At 44.6% G+C, this 23,113-nt stretch carries 14 protein-coding genes; 13 read left to right on the forward strand and 1 reads right to left on the reverse strand.

Translation table 11 applies throughout. The features are described 5' to 3' along the window. Positions 1-50 precede the first annotated feature (50 nt). Together GQF01_RS25485 and GQF01_RS25490 are read left to right on the forward strand one after the other, a co-directional pair. The gene (locus GQF01_RS25485; protein WP_235960255.1) at positions 51-1,277 is read left to right on the forward strand and encodes a cohesin domain-containing protein; all 1,227 of its coding nucleotides are present in this window, start codon (positions 51-53) and stop codon (positions 1,275-1,277) included. A 31-nt stretch (positions 1,278-1,308) separates the two neighbouring features. Beyond that, entirely contained in the window at positions 1,309-5,883 is a 4,575-nt protein-coding gene (locus GQF01_RS25490; RefSeq protein WP_161409697.1) for a beta-L-arabinofuranosidase domain-containing protein, read from the forward strand. A 74-nt stretch (positions 5,884-5,957) separates the two neighbouring features. Here the strand turns inward: GQF01_RS25490 and GQF01_RS25495 are convergent, their stop codons facing one another. Further along, on the reverse strand, positions 5,958-6,977 hold the full coding sequence (locus GQF01_RS25495; protein ID WP_161409698.1) for an S-layer homology domain-containing protein: 1,020 nt from the start codon (positions 6,975-6,977) through the stop codon (positions 5,958-5,960). 505 nt (positions 6,978-7,482) lie between these two features. On the opposite strand from GQF01_RS25495, the gene GQF01_RS25500 reads away from it, so the two are divergent. The 11 genes from GQF01_RS25500 to GQF01_RS25550 all read left to right on the forward strand — a co-directional run bounded on the left by GQF01_RS25500 (position 7,483) and on the right by GQF01_RS25550 (position 23,008). After that, a complete protein-coding gene (locus GQF01_RS25500; protein ID WP_161409699.1) occupies positions 7,483-8,406 on the forward strand; it encodes an ABC transporter permease subunit in 924 nt (307 codons plus the stop codon). Further along, positions 8,403-9,371, forward strand: coding sequence for a carbohydrate ABC transporter permease (locus tag GQF01_RS25505; protein WP_235960256.1), 969 nt, complete (start codon positions 8,403-8,405; stop codon positions 9,369-9,371). Before GQF01_RS25500 ends, GQF01_RS25505 begins: the two co-directional genes overlap by 4 nt. Before the next feature lie 42 nt (positions 9,372-9,413). Beyond that, positions 9,414-11,204, forward strand: a complete 1,791-nt coding sequence (locus GQF01_RS25510) for a type 2 periplasmic-binding domain-containing protein (protein WP_161409700.1) — start codon at positions 9,414-9,416, stop codon at positions 11,202-11,204. A 73-nt stretch (positions 11,205-11,277) separates the two neighbouring features. Next, entirely contained in the window at positions 11,278-13,479 is a 2,202-nt protein-coding gene (locus tag GQF01_RS25515) for a glycoside hydrolase family protein (RefSeq protein WP_161409701.1), read from the forward strand. Between the two features lie 88 nt (positions 13,480-13,567). Further along, positions 13,568-14,362 (forward strand): helix-turn-helix transcriptional regulator, encoded by a 795-nt coding sequence (locus tag GQF01_RS25520; RefSeq protein ID WP_161409702.1) that lies wholly within the window; start codon positions 13,568-13,570, stop codon positions 14,360-14,362. A gap of 239 nt (positions 14,363-14,601) precedes the next feature. Next, positions 14,602-15,585: an ABC transporter permease gene (locus GQF01_RS25525; RefSeq protein ID WP_161409703.1), complete on the forward strand. Its 984-nt coding sequence runs from the start codon at positions 14,602-14,604 to the stop codon at positions 15,583-15,585. A 17-nt stretch (positions 15,586-15,602) separates the two neighbouring features. Next, on the forward strand, positions 15,603-16,484 hold the full coding sequence (locus tag GQF01_RS25530; RefSeq protein WP_161409704.1) for a carbohydrate ABC transporter permease: 882 nt from the start codon (positions 15,603-15,605) through the stop codon (positions 16,482-16,484). Positions 16,485-16,554: 70 nt separating this feature from the next. Further along, positions 16,555-18,129 carry an extracellular solute-binding protein gene (locus tag GQF01_RS25535; RefSeq protein ID WP_161409705.1) on the forward strand — a complete coding sequence of 525 codons (1,575 nt, stop codon included), beginning with the start codon at positions 16,555-16,557 and terminating at the stop codon, positions 18,127-18,129. Between the two features lie 98 nt (positions 18,130-18,227). Beyond that, positions 18,228-19,964, forward strand: a complete 1,737-nt coding sequence (locus GQF01_RS25540) for a sensor histidine kinase (protein ID WP_235960258.1) — start codon at positions 18,228-18,230, stop codon at positions 19,962-19,964. 3 nt (positions 19,965-19,967) lie between these two features. Further along, positions 19,968-20,708: a response regulator transcription factor gene (locus GQF01_RS25545; protein ID WP_161409706.1), complete on the forward strand. Its 741-nt coding sequence runs from the start codon at positions 19,968-19,970 to the stop codon at positions 20,706-20,708. Beyond that, positions 20,705-23,008 carry a glycoside hydrolase family 95 protein gene (locus tag GQF01_RS25550; RefSeq protein ID WP_202556671.1) on the forward strand — a complete coding sequence of 768 codons (2,304 nt, stop codon included), beginning with the start codon at positions 20,705-20,707 and terminating at the stop codon, positions 23,006-23,008. Before GQF01_RS25545 ends, GQF01_RS25550 begins: the two co-directional genes overlap by 4 nt. Positions 23,009-23,113 lie beyond the last annotated feature (105 nt).

Below are 23,113 nucleotides of genomic sequence, written 5' to 3' on the forward strand. Positions count from 1 at the left end.
CATAACTATTTAGTAGAGGCCACCTTTTTTGTGAAAAAGGAGTTCAAAAGATGAGAAATGTTAGAAGAGTAGTCTCCCTGATTATGGCTGCGGCCATTTCAGTATGTATATTTATCGGGGTGTCACCAGTCGTAAAAGCTGAAACCGATACATACGTACCCGTAACCGATGTAACCGTTGCGTTAAGTATGATCCAGGGGTCCACCGCAACACTGCTTGCAACAATATCCCCCGGGAATGCTACAAACAGGACAGTAACCTTTTCATCAACTCATACAGAAGTAATAACAGTTACTGAAGCGTTATACAATCCTATTACAGGTGCTACTAGCGTAAAGGTAAATGCTGTAGCAGAAGGAAATGCAGTCATTATTGCATCCACAGCAGATGGTAATAAAACAGCGGTGTTTCATATTACGGTGGTTTCGTCCACCCAAGCATTAGTACCTATCGCTGTACTTACAGCAGACAACAGCGTTAAGCCTGAAAGCCGTTTTACAGTGGGCGTTAGCCTGGCGAATGTGACACAACCTGTCTTTGCTGAAGATATCACCTTAGCTTATGATACCAACGTATTTGAGTATGTAGGCGCTTCTGGTGTAAATGCCGACATTCAAATTGTGACAGAAGATAAAAGTACCCCCGGAGAAGTTAGAATCATTGCGGCTAATATCGGAGGGATACTAGGGGCTGGCACGCCTATTCTGAATACAGCTTTTAAAGTTAAGTCCGGTGTTATGAATACGATCGGTACAATTGCAGTTACGCAGGCAAAGCTTGGTATAGCGCCTCAGGGAACTGTAATTGAAGCGGCCCTTAGCAGTAAGTACATTTCAATTAGCCATTCAGAAGTGGTTATAGATAAGGCAGCATTGATTACAGCTCTTACCAATGCTCGTAATTTATATGAATCTGCAATGGTTGGCCCACTGCCTGGACAATATCCGCAAGCATCTAAGGATGTATTTGGCGAAGCCATCAGCGCAGCACTAGCAGTAAAAAATAACGTAAGCGCCACTCAGATTCAAGTGGATACTGCGGTCGAGGCGTTAGGGAATGCTGAAGCTATTTTCAAAGCGTCGGTCATTGAGGGCGTATCAGCTGATCTAAACAAAAATGGCAGACACGATGTAGGCGACCTAGCGATTTCTGCCTACCATTACGGTAAGAATTCTACAAGTGTAGACTGGGCGACAGCCAGTATGGCAGATATGAATGGAGATAAGATGATCGATATTATTGACATTGCCTACATTGCTTCCAAGATCCTCGAATAGTTAATTAAGGAAACCAGGAGGAATTTAATTCATGAAAAATCAATTTAAGAGTAATCGTCGTAAAATATCCATAATAGCGTTATCTGCGGCAATGCTTACAGGGGATTTGCTTTCAGGGCATGCTGTGCTCGCAGCCGAATTTGATCCTTTAGCAGTTTTGAATGCATCCAAAGTTCTCTCCCTGGAATTTGAAAACAATGTTAATGATAGTTCTTTAAAGGGGAACAATGGGGCAATTAAAGGCAGTAATTTTTCTTACATCGAAGGCCTACATGGAGGTAAGGCTTTAAAGTTGGATGGAAGCACTTACATTGATCTTGGCAAAAGCGGTACGCTCCAGCCGTCGGATCTTACACTGTCTTTTTGGATCAAGCCTAATGCTACTATGACCGGCGAGCAGATGATGATGTGGAACAAAACCGCATGGTACAGCGACGGATGGTATGTATCGTCGGAGAGTGAGGGCAAGCCGCTGGCCATATCATTGGGATCCTCCGATACGAATATGCAGCCTTACAAAGTAAGTGTAAGCGGCAATAGAACAGATTTTTTCCCTGTCGGAGTTTGGACACATGTTGCCATCACCTATGACAGTAAGACGAAGACGGTAAATATGTATCGTAACGGAATTAAGCAGAGTACAAGTGTTGATTATAACTATGGCTCTAATGGTGCTGATGGACTTATTACTCCCGACGAAACAACCCAAAAATCAATTGGTTATAACGGTCCGAATTATAATGGAGCTTACGCCAAATTTGCTCTCGATGATTATGAAATTTTCAGCACCACAGCCCGATATGAAGACATTCTCGCGTTGTATGAGCAACAATCCGGAACCACTTTCGATTATGAGATGGTTGCTAGAAGTGATGCGGAAGCGATTTCGCTGCCTAAGCAAACAAGTGGGGATCTATCCCTTCCTTTGAGAGGCAAGTCGGATTCGACAATCTCATGGACATCAAGTAATGAGAAGGTAATTGATTTACTCGGAAGCGTAAACAGGCCGGCCGCCGGAGAGAACGATGCCACTGTAACATTAACAGCAATTGTAACGTTTGGGGGGAAACAGGTTTCCAAAGAATTCATAATCACTGTACCGGCGAAAAATGACACGGACTTCTTGGAGGATGTGCCTATGTCCAACGTGGTATTAACAGATAACTACTATACGAATGCATTTGATAAAGATGTCAATTACTTGTTGTCATTGGAGCCTGATCGTCTTCTTAGCGCATTCCGTACGACCAGCGGTTTTACGGCCAAAGCTCCGGTCTACGACGGATGGGAAAACACAGAAATCCGGGGCCATACTCTGGGGCACTACCTATCGGCTATCTCAATGGCGTATGCGAATGCTAAAGGCGACACCAAAGACCGTTTGAAAGAAAGGCTGGATTATATCATTGATGAATTGGCAGCTTGTCAGGTTGCAAATGGCAATGGATATGTGTCTGCGTTTCCTACTTCATTCCTCGACAAGGTAGAAAACGGGCAGGCGGTTTGGGTACCATGGTACACGATTCACAAGGTTTTGGCTGGTTTAGTCAGTGCTGCTGAGTACGGTAACAATGAGAAAGCGATTCAAGTAGCGGAAAAGCTTGGCGAATATATTTACAATCGGACTTCCAAATGGGATGCTGCGATGAAAGCAAAAGTCCTTAGTGTTGAATACGGTGGTATGAATGATGCCCTTTATGATCTGTATAAGCTTTCCGGGAACGAGCACATGAAATTGGCAGCTGAGAAATTTGATGAACAGAACTTGTTTGATTCCTTCTACAATAACGTGGACGTCTTAAATGGCAAACATGCAAATACGACGATTCCGAAGGTCATTGGCGCATTGAAGAGATATACCGTTCTTGATCAAGCGGAGAGTGAAAAATATTATCTGCAGGTAGCAGAAAATTTCTGGGATATGGTTGTGCAGCATCATTCCTATATTACAGGAGGCAACAGCGATAACGAGCATTTTGGTCCTGCCGATTCGCTAGACGCCGAGCGTACGAATGTGAACGATGAGACCTGTAACGTCTATAACATGCTAAAGCTGAGTAAAGAACTTTATAAGATTACAAAAGATAAAAAGTACGCAGACTTTTATGAAAATACATACACGAACTCGATTATATCTTCTCAAAATCCTGACACAGGAATGACCACTTATTTCCAACCAATGGACACAGGATATTTTAAAGTATTCAGCAGTGAGTTTTTCCATTTCTGGTGCTGTACAGGAACGGGTATGGAGAACTTCGCGAAGCTAAATGACAGCGTTTACTTCACCGGAAAAAATAGTATTTATGTCAATATGTATCTATCTTCGATCCTGACGATGCCTGATAAAAATTTGAAAATCACTCAACTTTCCGAGCTGCCAAATACGGGGAGAGGAGACGCTTCTTCCGGAAAGGTTACTTTTACACTAAACACAACAGGACCAACAGACACAGTACTTAAATTCAGAATACCGGATTGGGTGAAAACAAACCCACAAGTAAAGATAAACGGAATGACAGTTCAGAATTACACGGTAGACAATGGTTATATCGCGCTTTCACAAAACTGGACAGACGGTACGACAATTACACTGGATTTCCCGATGGAGGTTGTATTGTACAATCTGCCCGATGGTCCGGATACCGCTGCCTTTAAGTATGGTCCTGTTGTGCTTAGCGCCGGATTAGGGACTACTAATATGACCACAAGCCAGCATGGTGTTAATGTATTGAAACCAAATAGGGATACGTCTGCAAGAGATTTCATTACGATAACAAATGGAGATATAGAGGCTTGGAAGACGAATATCATGCAGAATCTTGTGAAAACACAAGGAAAGCTTGAATTTACGTTACGAGGTACGGATGTTGATGGGGGACTCTTAACTTTCACCCCGCATTTCACGAGATATCTGGACCGGTACGGCATCTATTTCAATCTTGTGTCCGCAGATTCAGAATTTTTCCAACAAGCCATCCTTAGAGAGAAGGAAGCAGGGAGGACAGAATCTTCAAGTGTTAGTTTCGTTATTGTAGCGAACGATCAATATGAACTTGCCGCGAATCGTCTTACATCCAATTCTACTGTCGGCACCTACAATGGCAAGCCTTACCGCGATGCTAGGGCAAATGGATGGTTTAGTTATGACATGGAAGTAACCCCAGGCGTGGCTAATTATCTGTTTACGACCTATTATAGTGGTGACGTTGGACGGAAATTTGACATTTACATCGATGACAACAAACTTGTAAGCGAAGCTATAGAAAACAAAAATCCGGGAGATTTCTATAACAAGACCCGCAAAATTACGCAGGAAATGGTGGATAACAGTAGAACCAAAATCGTAACTGAAACCGATGGAAATGGAAATTCCGTGCAAAGAACGATACATTACGTAAGGGTTAAATTTGCTAGCACAGGAGGTTTCGTCGGAGGATTATTTGATATCTTCCGTGTGATTACGGATTTCAAATCAAACCCGAACTTAATGAGCTTATCGTTTGATAAAGGGACGTTATCTCAGTCTTTTGATCCTAACATTACGGAATATACGCTGACCGTACCTCGTTCGGCACAATCAGTTACAATGAATGCGAATCCTACCAATGAATATGGGATTGTGTACGTCGGTAACATTCTAATTAATGATAAATTGGAGTGTACCATTTCATTAACGGGAGATACCACCGAACTGGTGCTGACGGCGAAAGCAGAGGATCACATGACGGCGAAGCAGTACACCGTTCATATTGTAAAAGGCGAAGATACGCCAGAAAGTCCGGCTATATTAACTGGATCAGGAAGGGTTGGTTCCAATCAAGTCTTTGATGTAACACTGGGAACGAACACAATAATGACGAATGTGTATGCCCAAGATATAACATTCGAGTATGATCCTGAACGTGTTGAGTTTCTTGGTGCCGAGCCTCTTGAGGACGGTCTAACTATTGTGGGTAAGGGACTAACACCAGGGAAAATACGATTGCTTATAGCAAAATTGCAGCCTGGTCAGGAAGCGGGCAATCTTTCAAATTTGTTGAAACTGCAATTCAAAGCCAAGCAGGTTAATAGAACGGAGACTAGTACAGTACGTGTGACTAGTATGATTGTGGCGAACGGAAATGGAACAGAATCCACAATAACGAACCCGGCTCCATATCAGTTTGAAATAACAGGAGACGTTACTAAAGACGCCTTGCGTGTTGCTATCGAGCAAGCTCAAGCACTGCATGACGCAGCTGTTGAAGGCACAAGACCGGGACAATATCCTGCAGGTGCGAAGTCGGCACTATTTGCAGCCATTCAAAGCGCAGATAGCGTGTTTCTAGATAGTGCTGCGACGCAGGAGCAGATTGATCAGGCGCTGAGCCAATTAAGTAACGCTGTACAAATTTTCACAGCTACGGTCATTACCCAACTGCCGGGAGATGTCAATGGAGACCAAAACGTGACAATCGGCGACCTTGCAATTGCAGCGGCACATTATGGTTTCACTTCGGCGGATCCAAATTGGAATCAGTTCAAGACTGCCGACGTAAACAATGACGGTAAGATTGATATTGAGGATTTAGCAGCATTGGCAAGATTGATCTTTGCTGAGTAAGATCACGACAAAATCAAGAAACCAATCATCAAAAAACTTCCCTTCCCACGGTAATAAGCGGGAAGGGAAGTTTTTTATTTCAACTCGGCTAGAAGCCGTTTCAGCACGACGACGGATTCTGCCCGACTGGCATGTTCCTGCGGGGCAAATTCTCGTTCTGTTCTTCCATTCATAAGGCCAGATTCGACGGCGAGTGCGACTACCTTTTTAGCCCAGTCGTTGATGGCAGTCTCGTCGCTGAAATGGATGGATCCGTTGACGGTCATATTATCAATATTCATCCCTGTCGCATGAGCTTTTGCTCTCAGTAGCATCGCTGTCATTTCCTCGCGGGTGATATTCTGCTCCGGCGCGAATGCATCATCCGCTACGCCGTTAATAAGCCCGGCAGCATAAGCCTTTTTCACGCTGCTCTCAAACCAGGCTCCTGAGGTTACATCAGCAAAGGGAATTTGTCCATCATCCTTCAGGTCTAAGGCCTTGGAGAGCAACGTTGCAAATTGAGCTCTCGTTACATTGCTATCAGGTGCAAAATGATCGTCATCCATACCTTCTACGACTTTTTTATCTACCATCTGCATAATATCCGATTTGGCCCAATGGCCTGCAAGGTCGGCAAAGATTTTAATTAAATTTATAGATGCGTTTGTTGTAAATACTTTGCTGTCCAGCTTCGAATCTACGATTTTGATGTTTGTCCAATTAATTATTGTGGATCCTGCTCTCTTTGCCTTTAAAGTGATGGTACCAATGTCTACATTGCCCTTCTCTCCATCCACTTTACCAACTTTTGTATGTGCAAAAGTAATTTCATTGTTTTTCAACATGGGTGGAACGGAGAAGCCGTTAATGGCTGTGGTTGCTTTAATAATTTCGACATTGCTGGCATCGATACCAAGTTTTACTTCATATGCGAATAAATCCTCAATATTTTGCCCTTTCAAGGTAATTGTAAATTCTCCGTTGTCTGCCTCTTTTGCGGGGGTAGTCATCTCGAATTTGGCGTCACCCGCTGCAATTGCTGGGGTTGCAACAGCCAAAGTTAAACACACATTGTAAATTAAAGTTGTTAGAATTAGTTTGCGTTTAAGCATGTATACCATCCTCTCATATATGAAGAGGGGGAAGAGTCGCTCCCTCTTGTTGCACGACTATTATAAACCTGTGTTATAGCTAAATCGTTGCAGTTTTACGTTTGAAAAAATATAAATTTTTATTCGTAATCATAGCGTGTTTATAAAATAACGATACTTTCGGATAAATTATTCTACTTTATTCCGTATGAGCTCAACGAAAGCAGTTTGGCGAGTCCCTGAGGGATGGAAGAGGAGATGCCTCTGAGGAATACGGCTTTCAGTGATATGAGAATAGATCAATAATCAATGAGAATACGTCATTGTTTTGAAAAAATTGATATCTTATAATTGCTTTAACGAAACGAAATGAAAACGCTATCAACACAAGGCGCATCCTTTAATTCATCGATGATCCTTTGAGCTGCTATAGAGGAGATTGCCATTTCGGCATTCCAAATATTTTTATAGATATCGTTATGTGTCAATAAATACGTTGAATATACCATTGAAGAGGGAGCGTTACATGGTGCAAATACAAAAAAACAGCCTGACTAGCAGTTCAATAAGAAAATTTCTCTATATACTTCCTTTTATGATTTTACTTGGTGTCTTTGCCTATTACCCGCTATATGGTTGGGTTTATGCATTCTTTGACTATACGCCGCCAATTCCGCTGTCCCAATCGCCGTTTGTTGGTCTGAAGTGGTTTCATACCTTGGTCGAAAATCAAGTTAAGATCGATCAAACCCTTCAAATACTTAAAAACACGTTTGGGATGAGTGGCTTGAATCTGCTATTTTCCTGGCTTCCAATGATTTTTGCCATATTCCTAACTGAGATCAAATCCGTGCGTTTCCGGAGGTTTATACAGACGGTAACAACCTTGCCGAACTTCATCAGTTGGGTATTGGTGTATTCATTGGCATTTTCAATGTTCTCTAGCGAAGGTATAGTCAACGGACTTTTGAAACAACTTGGATTTATCGATTCCCCGATATTACTTCTTCAAAACTCTGACCATGTGTGGATTATGATGTGGATTTGGACGACTTGGAAAACATTGGGCTGGTCAGCCATATTGTATATCGCAGCGATTATGGGGATTGATGATTCTCTTTATGAAGCGGCTTATGTAGATGGCGCGACAAGAATGCGGGTGATCTGGCATGTTGTATTGCCTAGTATGGTGCCGACCTATTTTGTTTTGTTGATGCTGCAAATTGCAAGTTTTCTGAATAATGGCTTGGAGCAATATTTCGTATTTCAGAATGCATTTAACAAGGATTCTATACAGGTTTTGGACTTATATGTGTACAACCTTGCAATGGGGGGCGGCAGCTATTCCGTATCCGTCGCGATCAGTATGCTAAAGAGTTTGATTAGTGTTGTACTTCTCTTTTCTGTGAACGGACTATCAAAAAGATTAAGGGGAGAGAGTATTGTATGAGTGATACAGCAGCAAGGGTGGCGTCGAATGATAAAGTGCCCGGCAGCCATCTCACCAAGAAAATGAAAGTCCAAATTAGCCCAACAGACAAGTTGAGTACTGTAATCATATATGTGTTGTTTTCCCTGTATGCGCTTATATGTGTCTATCCCTTTTATTCTATCGTTATTAATACGATAAGCGCAAACGATATCAGTGCCAAAGGTGATGTTATCTTTTACCCGATAAATATCCAATTTCATAACTATGTGGATGCGTTTAAAATACCGGGGTTGTGGGATGCAGCCATTGTATCTGTAGGAAGGACTGTCATTGGAACCGCTTTGACGGTAGGGGCTTCCGCCTTTCTGGGATTCATGTTTACCCAAGAGGATATGTGGAGGCGAAAATTATGGTATCGCTTTACGGTTTTAACCATGTTCTTTAATGCCGGGGTTATTCCGTGGTATTTGACAATGAGGACTTTACATCTGACAAACAATTTTCTGGCCTATATTCTGCCGACCATCGTAGCTCCTTTTTTCATCATACTTGTAAAGACTTTCGTGGAATCAACGCCGAAGGAATTGCAGCATGCGGCAAGTATCGACGGGGCTGGGACCATGACGCTTTTTTTCAAAATCATGTTGCCTATCTGTAAGCCCATATTGGCTACAGTTGCCATATTCGCTGCAGTGGATCAGTGGAACTCCTTCCAGGACACATTGTTGTTGGTCACGGAGAGCAAGCTTTATAGCTTACAGTTTATCCTCTATAACTATATCAATCAGGCAAGTTCCATATCCAGCATGGTCAACCTGCAGAATGCAGGTTCGACAGCGATGGCAAGTCTGGCAACAAAGCAAACCACGACGTCAATTCGAATGACGGTGACCATTATTGTTGTAGCGCCTATTTTGCTGGTTTATCCGATTTTCCAAAGGTTTTTTGTAAAGGGGATTATGATTGGTGCAGTGAAAGGATAACTTGCACTGGTTTAATAAATTGAAAGAATAGGGGGCTTAAGTATGAGTAAATCGAGTAAAGCAGTAAAAAAGCCGATGTTGTTATTGTTTGCTAGCCTCTTCATGGTTTCGGTAGCATTAACCGGCTGTGGAGACGAATCTAACAATAAGGCTGCATCAACGGAACCAAGTAAGTCACCAGGCTCCGGTACTGAAGCAACATCCAAGGCACTAGATCACAGTAAACCGCTGACCATTACCGTTTTTGACAATGCAGCCAATTATCAAGGCGAGCAGAAAGGGTGGTATGGGAAGCTTATTAAGGATAAGTTTAATATCACTCTGAACATTCTTGCTCCTCAGATTGCCGGAGATCAGCTGTACAAGACAAGATCAGCAGCAGGAAATTTGGGCGATCTCCTGATCGTCAATAATAATCAGTTGGAAGAATTGATTCCAGCCGGTCTTATTATGGACCTCACGGGGAAGCTCAAAAATACCCAGAACCTGTCCAAATATGTGGACAATCATTTCAAACCTTTCAATGCAGCATTCCAAAAAGTAAATCCGGATGGCAAGATTTATGCTTTGCCGACCTTTGAGGCAGATACTTCACCAACGACATATTCAGAGCAGATCCCTTATTCAAGCCCTATAATGCCTTGGGATTATTACAAGGGAGTTGGGGCTCCCAAGCTGAACAATCTGGATGATCTTTTGAATGTACTGCAACTTATGCATGAGAAATATCCGAAGACGCCGGACGGTAAACCGATCGCTCCGATCACCTTGTGGAAGGATTGGGACAGCAGAGGGACTATGGAAAATGCACGCTGGTTGAGCAATTGGTACGGTTATGAGCAGCCAGAAGGAACCACGACCATGCAATTAAATGCAAAAGGCGACGTCGTTCCCCTCATTGATGACAACAGTATGTACAAGAAAATTCTGCAATTTTACTTTAAAGCAAATCAGATGGGTTTGGTTGACCCTGACTCGCCGACTCAGGATTGGAACAAAGTATCGGAGAAGCTGACCAATAAGCAGGTACTTCTTTTGTGGTACTCATGGGAAACAGGGTTCTACAATTCAATTGAAAGAGGTAAAAAGGGCGACGGGAATGTTGCGATCCCGATCGCTGACACGCACATCATTCAGGCAAGTGATGCCTATTACGGCAATGGAAGAGCATTTGCTATCGGTTCCAAAGCCAATGATCCCGATCGGATCATGGAATTCATGGATTGGCTGGCTTCTCCTGAAGGCTTGCGCTACTATGTGAATGGATTTGAAGGCTTCAACTACGAAAAGACGGCAGATGGTAAATTTAAGCTGACCGAAGTAGGTCAAACCGCATTCCAGAAAAATACACCTGTTCCAGATCAGTACGGAGGCGGCGGATATCAAGACGGACAAAGCAAGCTCAATACAATGATCATAAGCGATTTTGCCAAAGATCCATTGACAGGAGAGTTCTATAACAGCAATTACTGGGCTGCAACAATTGAAGCGAATAAGACAGCGCTAACGACGGATTGGCAGAATACCTATCAGGCAGAAAACGCAACTGATTATTACCTGAAACATAAGATGATCGATATCGTCCCCAATATCAATACAAGTTTAGGAAGCGATTCATCAGATATTAAAAACAAACGCAGCCAGATTTCTGACTATGTGAAGAACACATCCTGGAAAATGGTATTTGCAAAGAATCAAGCTGAGTTCGACAAGCTTTGGGAAATGATGAAGAAAGATGTGACAGGCCTTGGTTGGAATGATGTCTTTGCTTCGGATACGGAAAAAGCGCAAAGAATTGTTAAAATGCGTGCCGATGCGCTAGCTAAAAAGTAAATTTTAATGAATGAGGGGGATGTATATTCATATATATCCCTTCTTCATTTTCTTATTCTAAGGAGGAAGTTCTATGAAGCTGGAATTCGGCAACTATATCCTGATCTCCAAAGAGGGTGGCATTGAGGTTCACAAAAATGGCAAACGGCTTTATTTCAACAAGCGGCCGATGTTCGTGACGGTAAAGACCGCCTACGCCGTCAACGAGTTTTACGACCAAGCATACGCCGAAATCACGGCATATGGTGATAAAATCGTAGCTGAAGGTACGTTATCCGTGCCGACAGGCTCGGAATTTTTCTTCTCTGACGTATATGAAGCTTCGAGCACAGGGTTCAAGGTTAGCAGGAACGTCAAAGTGTTGAAAGCGGGAGACGACCTTGGTTTCTCAACCAAGGTTTCTTTGACGATTGCGGAATCGGACGATGTCCATGACTATCACTGTTTTGCACCAGGAGTTTGGTATAAGCAGAACGAATTCGCGCCCGATTATGCGATGGGTAAAGACCTGGACAACGAATATTTCTGGCGAATGGAAACCAATTACGCTTTGCCGTTGTTCGCGATGCAACACATCGCTTCTGGAGAAGCTGCAGCTCTCTCTCGCTGGGCTGCGGACGCAACCATGCAGTCTTCGGACATCGTTAGGTCCGAGAATAACACGGACCCAAAGTGTACCATCGGAGCCATTGGAATGAGCAAGCCGGAGAACAAGACGTTGAACTATTTGTATTACGGCTTTGACGTACGCAAGGAGTTAGAGATAGAGATCGACGGCCTGTCGATCGATTATGTGTATCCGGGCTGCGATGGTCAGATACCTGCAAAGAGTCAATATAAGGGTTTGGACTATCATCAGAAATCGAAAAGGTTCCAGCGCATTAACCATCCCGTAGAGGTCGGCTTTGAGCAAAATTACGCCGTCGGCATTCAATTCGGACATTATGGCAGCTTCCAGTCGATGATGAAAGAAATCTGGCGGGACACCTATTCCCGGTTGCGAGACAAGTTATTCGAGGTAGATAATAAGACTTATTTTCATAACTGTATGAATATACTGACTAAATTCACACGGCAATACGGGGATTCGTATGGTTTGCCTTTTTCCTGCCAATTGCCCAACATGGATATTTCTAGTGTTTCGTTCCAGTTCGGCTTCGTAGGGCAGCAGCCTGGGATCGGATATCAGTTGCTTCGTTACGGTGATAAAGAAAACGCGCCCGAGGCGTTTGAGAAAGGCGTGAATGTGATCGACTTCTGGGTGAGGACAGCTATGACTGATTCTGGCCTGCCGCAAATGTGCTATAACCCGAACATCAAGGGATTCGAGCCGTATCCTCACTACATCCGGATGCTGGCCGACGGGATCGAGCCGATCCTGGACGCCTATCTCTACATGCGTGGAAGAGGAGACCAGCAACCAGCTTGGCTGGAATTCTGCAAAAGAACTGCCGATTGGCTCGTGGATGTTCAGAACGAAGATGGCAGCTATTACCGAGCGTATAATACTGACAGTTCCATACGCATGGACTCGAAATCAAACACGCCAAGCGTGATTCGTTTCCTGGTCCAATTCTATCTCGTGTCCGGAGATGAAAGATATAAAGCTGCTGCGATTCATGCCGGAGAATGGTCCTTTGATCATAATTATCGCAATATGGAGTATCGGGGAGGTACTTGCGACAACTCCGACATTCAGGATAAAGAGGCTGGCATTTATGCGTTATTCGGATTCCTTGCCCTATATGATCTGACCGGAGAGGACAAGTGGCTTGAAGGCGCGATCGGCGCTGCCGATTATACCGAGACGTGGACGTATGCCTGGTCATTCCCGGTACGTACGCCCTGGCCGAAACATCCGTTCAACCAATATTCGATCAGCGGACAGAGCATTATCACAATCGGAGGGGGTGCCGACGTGTATATGGCTGCCTGCTCGTACACTTACTACAGGTTGTATATCATTACAGGCGATGATCACTATCTCGACTTCGCTGAGTTTATCCATAAGAACACCAGGCAGTCGAGCGATGTGGATGGCAGCGTGGGATACGCTATGCCCGGCCTGGGCCATGAAAGCGGAAACTTTACGACCCAAACTCTGCAAAGCCATTACCACTGGCTGCCTTGGTGCACCTACGTGGAAGTCGATCCCTCATCGAGGCTGTATGACACCTTCGGAGGCTATGAGATCGCGGATGCACAAAAGCTCAGTACGGAGGAGAGGTTGAAGAAAAATTGCATCTATGACACCTTTGCAAGAGGCGTTCAATGATACTTTGCTGCGTTGACTGTTTTCAATCCTTCATATATGCTAATAAATAATTGATGCAATGTTATTTTTTGGATACTGGAGGATCATGATGACCAACATTTTTTATGTTGAGTATGATGCTGCACATGCAAGCAATTTTGTGTTCGATATCCCAGAAGGCCATAACTGTTGGCTGCTCGTCGTAACCCATACACCCGCTCTTTTCTGGGTTAATGGAGAATTGAAGGAGTACCCTGCACACAATGGAGTTTTGTACCGTCCCCATCAAAAAATTTATTACAGGGCATGCGAAGAACAATATAAGAATGACTGGATTCGTTTTGAATCCAATGAGTCTTATGTCATGGAAACTTCGCTTCCATTCGGAGTGCCATTTTCATTGAATGATCCTGAATACTGCCATAAAATATTCCAACTCCTCGTCAGCGAACATTCTTTTCAAAAAGATTATAAAGAATCATCCATCGACTGCTTGCTGAGAACCCTGTTTAACAAGCTGCTGGAATCTTACTTTCAAGAAGTCATTACGCCACAATACTATAATTTGTTGACGCTTCGAACCGCCATTTACAGCAATCCTAGCCAGGATTGGGCGGTTCCGAGAATGGCGGACTCTATCCGCATCAGTCCTGGATATTTGCAGTCCATTTACAAGAAGACTTTCGGGATTTCTTGTATGGATGACGTGATTACAAGTCGCATCCGCCAAGCCAAGGAATATTTGCTGCACGGCTCACTATCCATCGCAGAAGTCTCTTTGCGCTGCGGGTACAACAACGTGGAGCACTTCTGCCGTCAATTCAAGCAGATTACAGGCTTTACTCCAAGAAAGTTTCACAAACAGATAGAAGGCGCGTCTGTTGAGAGAGCTGCTAAAACTTAACTTGCACAACAAAACAGAAGATTCTTCGCCAAACATTCTGCGTGTCATCCAAGCCTGTTCTTGACAATCGTCAAGAACAGGCTCTTTATTATCCTTTTCCATGATGAATGAAGATAAGCGAATCCCTGGTTTCAGCCATGCTGATGCAATCAGATCAAAAATTGACAACGCTTTCTCGAAAATTTTGGCTTACCCCTGAGTCTGCAGGGATGTAGTATGGAAGTAAGGGAGGAACGAACATGGAACTAGATACGCAGATAGCAAGACCTGCCGCCAAATTAGGTGAGAAAGCGCTTTTATGGAAGCGGTTTAAACAGCAAAAGATGCTTCATTTATTCGTTGGGCTAGGGATGATTTTCTTACTGATTTTTTCCTACACACCTATGTTCGGAATCATCATGGCGTTTAAGGATTACAGCATCTCATCCGGTATTAAGGGCATATTCACCAGCGAATGGGTCGGTTTAAAATATTTCGATGAATTCGTCCATGATTATCAATTTGGTACCATCGTTCGTAATACGCTCATGTTGAGCTTGCTGAAGGTAATCTTCACCTTCCCCGCACCCATCATTTTTGCGATCATGCTTAACGAAGTGAAAAACATGGCTTTCAAACGATTCGTACAAACCGTTAGTTACCTGCCTCACTTCATTTCTTGGGTTGTTGTCGTCAGTCTCGCCTTCTTCTTCCTTTCAACAGACGTCGGACTTGTGAATAAGGCGCTTCTGGGACTTGGTCTCATCGACAAACAGCTTGATATTTTGACCAACGCGAATTACTTCTGGGGACTCGCGGTCGGAAGTGTTATGTGGAAAGAGATGGGCTGGTGGACAATTATCTTCTTGGCGGCTATTACGGGCATCAATCCAGCTCTATACGAAGCGGCCCAAATCGATGGTGCCGGGAGGCTGGCACGTATCCGCCACATTACGATTCCAGGCATGAAGGGAACGATTATTGTCGTTCTTATTCTTACAATTGGCAGTATTCTAGGCGGTGGTCTGGGCGGATCCAACTTCGAGCAGGCGTATCTTCTTGGGAATACCATTAACAATCCAACTTCGGAAATTGTACAGACCTATGCGTTTAAGGTCGGCCTACGGGATGGTCGTTTCTCTTACGCAGCAGCCATTGACCTGATCCAGTCCGTTATCTCGGTTGTGTTGATCTTTTCCAGCAATTACATCGCCAAGCGAAAATCGGATTCAAGTCTATTCTAGGGAAAGGAGGAGCGGTCGTGCTCCAAAACCAAAAACAGAAGGACATTCTCCTCGACAGTATGATATACGTGGTTCTATTCATCATCATGCTCGCCATGCTATATCCGTTCTACTACGTTGTAATCGTATCGTTCAACAAGGGATCAGATTCGCTTCTTGGAGGTGTATACTTATGGCCCCGAAGTGTTACTGTAGAAAATTACAAAACATTCTTGTCAGATCCTAACTGGTTTCGTGCTTTTCTGGTTACGATATCTCGAACTGTGCTGGGCACGATGCTTGGCGTTCTCTTCACAAGTCTGGTCGCTTATGGACTTTCACATCGGAACCTGCTATTCAGTAAATTTTACTTCACTGTTATTATTTTCGCGATGTATTTCTCCGGCGGCCTCATTCCGTACTACGTAGTGCTGCGCTCAATAGGTTTACTGAATACATTTGGTGTATATATCTTCCCATCCATGCTTAGTACATTCTTCCTGCTAATTGCTATCTCATTCTTCCGTGAAATACCCAGCGAGCTGAAAGAATCCGCTCATATGGATGGCGCGAGCGAATTTGTTGTTTTTTTTCGGATTGTCCTTCCGGTTTCGATGCCGCTCATCGCCACGATGGCCTTGTTTATGGGTGTCGGTCAATGGAACTCATGGCTGGATTCGGCTTACTTCGTACAATCGGAGAGCTTGCGTACACTTACATATCGTATGATGGAAATTATCAATAAATTTAATTCGCCAATGGACGCGCTTGCCGTAGCGAATGGATCCTCATCGGGAGTAACCAGCTTCTCACTTCAGGTGACGGCGATGGTCGTCTCTATAGCGCCAATCGTATTCATATATCCTTTCCTGCAGAAATATTTCGTCCAAGGCATCATGCTTGGTTCTGTTAAAGGTTGAAATCGCTTTCGCTTGCACGATATTAAAGCATTTGCTTTAATATACAAACAACAACATTGGAGGGGTCGTCTTGAAAAGAACAAAAGGTCACAAAGTACTTGTCACGACACTTGCGTTTGTACTCGTGCTGATGCTATTGTCCGCCTGCAGTATGGACAGTAACAGTGGTTCGAATACAAATCAGGGAACTGAAAAAAACGGTAAGTCTTCCGTGGGGAATGGGGCGGAGGAGCTCACACTGTTTATCGATGCACCATGGTACCCTGTCAAGGAATGGAAAGGTCCCATCGCTGAGAAAATCACCGAGAAAACGGGAGTAAAGTTGAAGGTGACAGTAGCGACAGACGACAAGCAATTGCCACTGATGATTGCATCGGGAGATTTACCAGATTTAGTGTTTACATATGGAAATGTTAGTCGGTTATCTGACTCGAAACTGTCCTATCCTTGGAATGAGCTGATCCAAAAATATGCGCCTGACTTTAAAATTGATAAGACACGTATTGCCATTCATACGATGGATGACGGCAACTTCTACACGGTCCGAAATTCCTTCGCAACTCAGGAAGAGTGGGCGGCTAATAAATACGCACTGGGCAACAACGGCAATCCGGGCATTGCCGTACGTGAGGATATCTTGAAGCAACTTGGGAACCCACCTATTAAGACGCTGGATGATTTCGTCAACGTCCTAGGCATGGTTAAGGCTAAGTATCCTGACATGGTACCATTAATTATGGACAAGGAATGGATTGAGCAATACTTTTTGATGCAGTTTGGCGTGGATGCGACCTTCGGCAGCCCCTGGTTCGAACAAGGGGGGAAAGTAGACTTTTTCATTCGCCATCAGAAAATCAAGGAATACTTCAAGTTTATGAACAAGCTTTACCGAGACGGCTATATCATGGCGGAAAACTTTGCACACGCCAACGATAAGATTGACGATCAGTACGCGACAAGCGGCAAAGCCTTTGCCCATATGTATACGGTGAGTGTCGCTGACAGCGACAATGCCGCAGTCAAGCGTGAAGGAGGCGCATTCACATTTAAGATGCTGCCGAGCTCTCTTTCGAGCGAAACGAAAGTTGTCAGTGGTGGCGTTGGCTTCGCAGGTACATTCATTACGAAGAAAAATAAAAATCCGGAGAAGTCGATCAAATTGCTGCAATACTTGGCATCCGACGAAGGCAAGAAGCTCACGATGTTCGGAATCGAGAACGAGCATTGGACTTGGAACCAAGAGGGTTATCCGAATCTGAAGTATGATCCCAATGACGCCCAATTCGTCGAAAGCAACGGAATTAAATGGTGGTATCTGTATAACGACGCCATTACAGAAGGACAGTGGAGTTACGTGCCGGGTACGATGACGACCCAGACGCTTACGGAAATAAAGAGTATTACCAAGTATAAGCCTGAACTCGGTCTGATTCAGGCAGGGCCGGACTCAAAAGAGAGAACAATGAGGACCAAGATTGATGAAATGATTAAAAACGAGAAGGTCAAGGTGTATCTAGCCAAGTCCGAAGAGGAAGCGATGGCCAACTACGAGAATATGGTCAAGAATGCCGAACAGCTAGGATTACAAAAACTCGTTGATTGGGCTAATGAGACCTACCAAAAAAGAAAAGATTTGTTTAAGTAAGCAAACGGTAATCGGTAGAGGCAAATATGCCTCTACCGAATTTTGGTTGCTCATGATATGGTTATAAGGAAATCCCGAAGGCAGAGGTATCTGTAATCATGAGTATAGTCCGCAAAATTATTGTTGGTTACATTGTACTGATTTTTATTCCCGTCATCGTTTTTGGATACTACTATTACAGTCAAATTTATGGAAATCTGACGAAGCAATTCGTTGAAAGTCGGCAAAAGATACTTGAACAAGCCTATGCTAATATGAAAGCGGATCTAATACGAATACAATCCATCCATCGTCTCCTACAGTACAATCCATATGTGACTGATTATCTGGATGGCCGTTATGAATCGGACGCCGAGAGTATTTTTGCTTATACGCGTTATATTAATCCGATATTCACACAATCTTTTTTTTCCAACCCGGAAGTAGAGTCACTGAGAATTTATAAGATAAAGCAACAGGTACTATCTATCACCGATCGGTTTATCGACACATCCTTGCAAGGGGGAGAAACGAACGAGCTTTCCCTTTCGTTGAAGCCGGGTTATGGCAAGTGGACATTACTCGAGCCGCAAGATCAGAAACCACAGCTAATCTACTATCAGAATATTTATAATAACAATATTACCGAGAAACTTGGACTTCTAGAGATACGTGTCAACAGCGATTTAATCGATAAGTTCTATCATGCTGCAGGAGTTGAAAAGAACTGGAGTTCCTTTTTACTCTCGGAGAGCGGTAAGCCCTTGGTCAGTGGAGAATCTGCATCGAGGCTTGATGATAAAACACTAAAACTGCTAGAAGCGAATGAAAGCAAGTCTTACGTTATCACCAGGCAAATGATCGTGAATCAACTGGATATCAAGGAGCTTGGGGTTCGAATCGTCATTATGGGGAAAGTAGAAGACGTGTTTCGCGCTGTAAAAGAAAAGGAAGTCGTGCTGATCTTAACCATATTCGGCTTTCTGGCTGCCTTGTCCTTTGCTTACTACCTGCTTGCATCAACGATCACAAAGCGAATCCTTCGGCTTGCAAGACATATGCGCAACGTTGGAGACGATAATATGAAGTTGATCGTCAACCGTCCTGGCAATCAAGACGAAATTGGATTTCTCATCGATACCTACAATAACATGATCCATCGCATGGATGAGCTTATCAATAACGTCCATCGCGCTGAGTTAAGAAATAAAGAAGCTGCCTATCAAGTGCTTCAGGCGCAGATCAAGCCGCATTTCTTGTATAACACGCTGGAAACGATCCGGATGCTTGCCGAAATCGCCAATAACAAAGAGGTAGCGAACATCTCATTCTGGTTCGGGAAACTGATGCGCTACAGCTTGTCTTCTCAAAAGGAAGAGACGATGCTGGCGAAGGAAATTGAGACGGTAAGCTTCTACCTCAACATTCATAAAATGCGGCTTCTTGACAGGCTGACCTACGAAATTCATGTTAATGTGAATGCAGATAAAATTGCATGTCCGAGATTCATCCTTCAGCCACTTGTTGAAAATAGTATTGTTCACGGTGCGGCAACTGTGATTCGGCCAGTTCATATTCAGGTTCAAGCAGAAGAAACCGCAGATGCAATAAGGATCTACATTTTGGACAACGGGGCAGGCATTCCACAAGAGAGATTACACACCATTCAAAGTAAATTGTATCGAGACATGGAGACGAAACCATTGAGTGAGGGGGAGGGAGGAGGGCTAGGGCTCTATAATGTCAGTGAGCGTATCAAATCTTTCTATCGCGGTGCTTCACGGCTGGAACTTACAAGCGAACAAGGAAAGGGCACATGCCTAACCATCATTATAGATAAAAGGGATGGCGAGTAAACGATGAAAATACTGATTGTCGATGACGAGCCATTGATTCTGAGGGGTCTTATGAAGATTGTTGAAGAAGCGGCACCTCCTGGCACGGAAGTTCGTGCGGCAAATAACGTCTCTGAGGCACTTGTTGTTATGCAGGCATATATGCCGGATGTTACGGTTACGGATCTCAATATGCCGGAGAGAAATGGATTTGAGTTGATTGAGGAAGCTCGAGAAGGCGGGTTGTGTGATCAATTTATTATTTTGACTGGATATGAAGATTTTGATTATGTTCGTAGAGCACTTCGCGTGGGTGTTGTGGACTATTTATTGAAACCGATTGATAAGAGTGAAATTGCGAATCTACTGGCGAAGATTGCAGAGGACCTTCCTCCCGATTCAGATTCGGAGTACACGGTTCACGCGAAGCGAATCCTTCTATATATGGAGGGGCATTACATGCAGGACCTGTCGCTAGAGCATCTTGCAGATTTAATGAATCTTCATCCGCACTATATCAGCAGATTGTTCAAGAAAGAAACCGGTGATAACTTTGTTAATCATCTCAACACTTTGCGAATCCGGGAAGCGCAGAAATTGCTGAAAGCTTGCTGGCATCTTCCTGTAAACGTGGTTGGACAGCGGGTAGGGTTCGAGAACAAGCATTACTTCACGAAGGTTTTCAAAAAATACACGGGCATCACTCCAGGAGCATATCGTGAGGATGGAGTGACTGAATCTACCGATGGAGGGGATAGCTGTTGACAGATCTTAAGCTGTTATTCAAGAGTCCAGCAACGAAATGGGATGAGGCACTGCCAATCGGCAACGGCAGGCTGGGAGCGATGGTGTATGGACACACGAAACAGGAACGACTGCAATTAAACGAAGACTCCGTTTGGTACGGCGGACCCCGGGATCGTAATAATCCGGATGCAAAGTCAAATCTTCCAGAAATCCGACGTTTACTATTTGAAGGAAAGCTGAAGGAAGCAGAGAAACTCGCTGTCATGGCGTTATCCGGTTTACCGGAATCACAGCGGCATTATTTACCTCTCGGTCATCTTTTACTTGACTTCTCTCTGCCAGTTGGAGAACCGGATCATTACGAACGTACACTAGATTTGGAAAGCGGCACTGTTACCGTCACCTTCAGTCAGGGCGGCGTGTTATTTAAGCGCGAGCTCTTTGCGAGTTACGTTGATCAGGCAATCATCATGAGGCTTACAGCAAACCGATCTGGTGAAATCGGTTTCACAACACGTCTGGAGCGCGGCCGTTGGCGCTACGCTGACCATGCTGGACGAGATGGAAACGACGCAATCTGGATGAGCGGCAATTGTGGCGGTGAGGGAGGCAGCCAGTATGGTGCCGTACTGAGAGCAACAGCGGAAGGCGGCACAGTGAAAGCGGTAGGCGAGCACCTGATTGTGGAAAACGCAAATAGTGTGACACTTGTTCTGTCCGCAGCAACGACATTCCGTTTCCTTGATCCGATGGCAGAAGCAAGGGAGAAAGCGGAGAGTGCCGCCCGCCTGGGTTATCAAGCGCTATATCGGAGACACTTAGACGACTATTGTGAATTATTCGGACGAGTATCATTGTCGCTGGTTACGGAAGACGCAGAAATCGGAAGCATGAGCCTATCACATCGCATGGACAGGCTTAAGGCTGGAGAATCCGATCCGGACCTATTTGCGCTATATTTTCAGTTCGGCCGTTACTTGCTCATCTCCTCAAGCCGACCCGGCTCGCTGCCCGCCAATTTGCAGGGCATCTGGAACGAGCACTTCCTTCCGGCGTGGGACAGCAAATATACGATCAACATCAATGCGCAGATGAATTACTGGCCAGCGGAATCGTGCGGGCTTTCCGAATGCCACGAACCTCTCTTTGAGCTGCTGGAACGGATGCGCGAGCCTGGCCGGCATACAGCGTCCGTTATGTACGGTTGCAGGGGGTTCACGGCTCATCATAATACTGATATCTGGGCGGATACGGCTCCACAGGACACATGGCTGCCCTCCACCTATTGGCCGATGGGAGCTGCATGGCTCTCACTGCATCTATGGGAGCATTACCAATTTACGATGGATGTGGAATTTCTCAGCAAAGCTTATGAGACCTTGCGGGAAGCTGCGTTGTTCTTGATTGATTACGTCGTGGAAACTCCGGGTGGTGAGCTCGTGACCTGTCCATCTGTGTCGCCGGAGAATACATATATACTTCCAAATGGAGAATCTGGTGTACTATGTGCCGGACCGTCGATGGACACACAGATTATTCGTGAGCTGTTCACAGCCATACTAGAGACTGAACAGACACTTGGCATCCAGAAAGATGAGGCACTAAGTCCAGAGTTACAACGAGTACTGCTGAAGCTTCCCCTATCGAAAATTGGACGGAAGGGACAACTTCAGGAATGGTATGAAGATTACGAAGAGGCAGAGCCAGGTCATCGCCATATCTCCCATTTATTTGCCTTGCATCCCGGCAGCCAGATCACACCTGATGGTACACCCGAACTGGCGGCAGCTGCACTGCGCACGCTGGAGCTGCGTTTGGTGAATGGCGGAGGCCATACCGGATGGAGTCGAGCCTGGATCATTAATTTTTGGGCTAGGCTTAGGAAAGGTGAGGAAGCGATGAACAATCTGAATGCGCTTCTCACGCATTCGACGCTGCCAAACTTTTTTGATAATCATCCGCCATTTCAGATCGATGGGAATTTTGGCGGGGCGGCTGCGATCGCTGAAATGCTTCTTCAGAGCCATGCAGGGGAAATCCATCTTTTACCTGCGCTCCCACAAGCGTGGCATTCAGGGAAAGTGACGGGTCTTCGCGCCAGAGGCGGCTTTTCGGTCGACATGGAGTGGGCGGATGGAACGCTGCAAGCCGCTCGTATTGTTTCTGATAAAAGTGCTGCCCTATGCAAGGTGCGTAGCAGCATCCAAGTAACGGTAACGGCTAACGGAGAAACGATTGATGTTGTGCAGGAGAATGGAGTCGTCGTATTCGAAACCGTTGCTGGAGGCGTATATAACCTCGAGGCGTCCATATCGTAATATGTAAATATTAAAATGGGGAGGTAGTCCGGCAAGTTGCCGGCTACCTCATATATTTGTAAGCGTTTCCAATATAAAATGTAAAGTTGGCCGCCCTGATGCCCG

This window comes from Paenibacillus silvestris, assembly GCF_009882985.1.
In the GTDB taxonomy this organism is placed as follows: domain Bacteria; phylum Bacillota; class Bacilli; order Paenibacillales; family NBRC-103111; genus Paenibacillus_E; species Paenibacillus_E silvestris.